This window comes from Patescibacteria group bacterium (genome assembly GCA_041675205.1).
Lineage (GTDB): Bacteria > Patescibacteriota > Patescibacteriia > GWA2-46-9 > GWA2-46-9 > JBAYUF01.
In genome coordinates, this window is record JBAYUF010000026.1 from 1 (window position 1) to 3,185 (window position 3,185).

The following is a 3,185-nucleotide window of genomic DNA, read 5'->3' on the forward strand; positions in this document are numbered from 1 at the left end:
ATGGGCGCCAAACTGTAAATGAACTGTACATAGGAGAACATTTATGGAATATGAAAACGATCCAAAGCAGTTGCATGACTTGCTTGAACGCCACCGAACCTTGATGTGCGAAGGCATAACATTGAAAACGCCTATACGCATAGGTACATTCAAATATTATGCAACGCTGCATAAGGAACAAATCAATATGCGGTATGGTGGCACGTTCGACATTGATGTGACCGTCGAAATGAAAATGCCTACAAAAGAAGCACTGGATTTACACGCGCACATTTTCTTCGCCATGAAAACGATGAATGAGCTGCCACCATTCCAAAGCCGCACGGTTGCTCCTGAGTTAACAGCCTACATTTATGGGCGACCGTTCTTAATAGCGCAATTGAGCAACACGAATTTTTCACAAAAGGATACGACAGTTCGCCTAGTTTGTACGTATGAGGTGCGTATAGACGAAGCAACAATCGAAAAGATGTCTATACCAGACGCATGGCCTCACCTAGATCCGCTGTGCTTCCTATAAAAAGAGAAAACCGTGAATATTCCACTTGCGTGCCGCCACCTTGCTTTTTATCTTTTGTGCGCAGTAACAATTATGGCTGTAGGCGCTTTCGCTGGGGCTGTACTGGCGATCATTGTCATTTTGATTGGCGGTGTACACAACGCTTTCACAATCGGTGCCTATAGTGCCAGCACAACAACAGTCGAGATTCTGATACGCGTTATTCCGATTACTATTTTCTTGGGTGCGCTGGCATATGGCGCTCTAGAAGCCTGTCGGAGCATATGGAAATCGCTCACGAAAAACCTTGCTCAACAATTGGGAAAAGAATGAAACGTTACATTTACATGGTTGTCCTGTGTCTAGTATTTGTAGCGGCGTTGTTACTAGCTAGTACATCGCTTTTGTTTGGCTATCTTGCTCACGTGAAAGCTATGTGGGAATGGGAAAGTGGATTGCACGAACATGCTGTCGCGCAGTGGGTATTCGCCGTTCTGATGGTTGTTAGTATTTTCTACCTTGGTTATTGCGCTGTCCGTGATACTTTCAAAACTTTGGCGCTAGGAATTTTTCGCTGAGCTTTCATGAATTAAGGAAAAACAAATGTCCAACTTTACACTATCGAAAGCAAACCTGTTCATACACCGTTTGGTTTATGCTCGTGAATGCGCGAAAGCTGACGAACTTCGCAAAGAATTTCCGACCGCTACTGTCAACAAACCGCAGCCTAATTTCGGCGTCTATTTCGACAGCATTTCAGACTGCGCCAGTTACCTTCTGCTGAACTTTGCTGCGCCTACTTCTGGCATGGTTTCCGATATGCAGGAAACGCACGGCTACCCGGACGACGACGAAGGTGAAGGCTGTGCAATCCTTATGGCGTATGCAAGCATACACGGCATTCCGTCACCAGATACTTATGACAGCAACACCTACATTTCGCATTGCCGACGTGTTGTTGCCTCTGCATGTAAATACGGGGAATTCATTGCTGTAGGTTCTCGCCATTTCTCGCCCGCAATGTCTGTACTCAATCTCATAAAAGAAGAAGTGCTGATCAACGAAGATAATAACGGCAGATCCGCTCAAGGCTTCATTGATCAGTGGGATGTTTTCATGACCCGCGAAGAAGCGTACGAAGTTGCATTGGCTGCTGGTCAACTCAACACGTGGCGCATTCAAGGTCACGACGTTGAAAAACTACATTCAGAGGACATACACTAATGAATTTCGGTGAAGGACAAACACTGTCGCTTGAAGACATGAACAAGCTAATCAACACGGCACAGCGTCGCGTAAACGAACTGAAAAATACGTTACATAAAGTACAACACAACAGGGATATGGAACCACTTAACCACACGCGTGCCGCCCATGCTAAAAGTTTGAAAGAAGCTTTAGACACTCTACGCAGTCAACGAAATACAATCGTGGAAGTGGAGTGCCATATACACAACGCCGTTCAAGAAAAAGAAGCGTGTCGCAAAGCCGATAACAATCCTAAATTTGCCGAAGAATTTCAGGCGATTGTACGTGAGCTTAATTTGCATAATCTCTTTATGCAGCACGAAGCAGAAGATGACAAAGTAGACGTGCCCGTCCGCAAATCGCGAATGAAATGGTACGAACGTTTGTACGCTTGGGTAATGAGCCACTGACATGAACAAGTTAACTCCTGATGCACCGTATAACGGCACGCTTCGTCGTTGGGTGAAAGAAGGTTTACGCAAACCATGCAGACCAAATAAATGCATTGTCGGTTTGATCGGTACTCACGAAATACCGATGGATGAATGGCAAGTAAACGTTGACGCGTGGCAACGCAGCATAGAACACTTCAATGAAAGCCGTAAAGCAATTCCACATCCCGGCTTTGCATTCCCTATTCGATTCTGCACTAAATGTGGAAATCCTGTTATGGAATTCCATGGTGAAACACCAGAAGATTCAGCCGCAATATCAGCGCGAATAGACAGTGTTTTCAACGCAATGGCAATGAAGTCGTAATTTAATACAAGGGAAAAGAATAACGGGTTTCCCCAGCCCCTACACCAAGGAAACACCATGGAAATTTTGAGTTATACGGGCAAGCTGGCTGAAATTGTCGCACTTGTTCGTGATGCAGGCGAGCCGCCTGACGTACGCGCCGTTTTTGTAACACGCGAAGAAATGGACACCATCATTAACGACCATACTTTCCGCACAACTGTGTCGAAATACTATGGCGATAGCTCCACGATGGTTTACAACTCCATTACCGCAGACACTGAAGGGAATATCATTTCTCTTTACCTGAATCACATTTTGATTGCACTGGATGCTGAAACACCAACTGGCCCAATTGCTGATTTGGTTTACAATCCACTGGTTGTCGAGGAAGATGCTTCTACCACGTTTGTGAACGGTACGGATTTGCTCGTTGGTACAGGCAACCCGGCCAGCGGAATGGTGGTTGGAACAAACGAAAATATTGAGCTTGCTCTCGCTGTGCGTAAAGCTCAAGACCTCACTAATTACAACACCGACGGGGTTTTCGAAATTCCAGTTGAAGACAGTGAGAATTGGAATTTCGTTGTAAGCGTTGGTTCGATGAATGTTGCTGTTCCAAACATTACCGACATGTACAACGTCAAACTGTACCTCGACGTGAATTCGTACGCAGGCCAGACAACCAATCTCGTTTTTG

Annotated in this window: 6 protein-coding genes; all 6 read left to right on the top strand. The window is 45.4% G+C overall.

Annotation, left to right across the window (positions count from 1 at the left end; genetic code table 11):
- Positions 1-43 precede the first annotated feature (43 nt).
- Entirely contained in the window at positions 44-520 is a 477-nt protein-coding gene (locus WC052_05960) for a hypothetical protein (protein MFA7287180.1), read from the top strand.
- A 12-nt stretch (positions 521-532) separates the two neighbouring features.
- Positions 533-832: a hypothetical protein gene (locus tag WC052_05965; GenBank protein ID MFA7287181.1), complete on the top strand. Its 300-nt coding sequence runs from the start codon at positions 533-535 to the stop codon at positions 830-832.
- 270 nt (positions 833-1,102) lie between these two features.
- Complete coding sequence (locus WC052_05970; protein ID MFA7287182.1) at positions 1,103-1,723, top strand: hypothetical protein; 621 nt, start codon at positions 1,103-1,105, stop codon at positions 1,721-1,723.
- On the top strand, positions 1,723-2,157 hold the full coding sequence (locus WC052_05975; GenBank protein MFA7287183.1) for a hypothetical protein: 435 nt from the start codon (positions 1,723-1,725) through the stop codon (positions 2,155-2,157). The genes WC052_05970 and WC052_05975 overlap by 1 nt, the downstream gene beginning before the upstream one ends.
- Before the next feature lies 1 nt (position 2,158).
- Positions 2,159-2,506, top strand: coding sequence for a hypothetical protein (locus WC052_05980; GenBank protein MFA7287184.1), 348 nt, complete (start codon positions 2,159-2,161; stop codon positions 2,504-2,506).
- Positions 2,507-2,563: 57 nt separating this feature from the next.
- Positions 2,564-3,185: hypothetical protein (locus tag WC052_05985; GenBank protein MFA7287185.1), on the top strand; the 622-nt coding region annotated here is incomplete at its 3' end.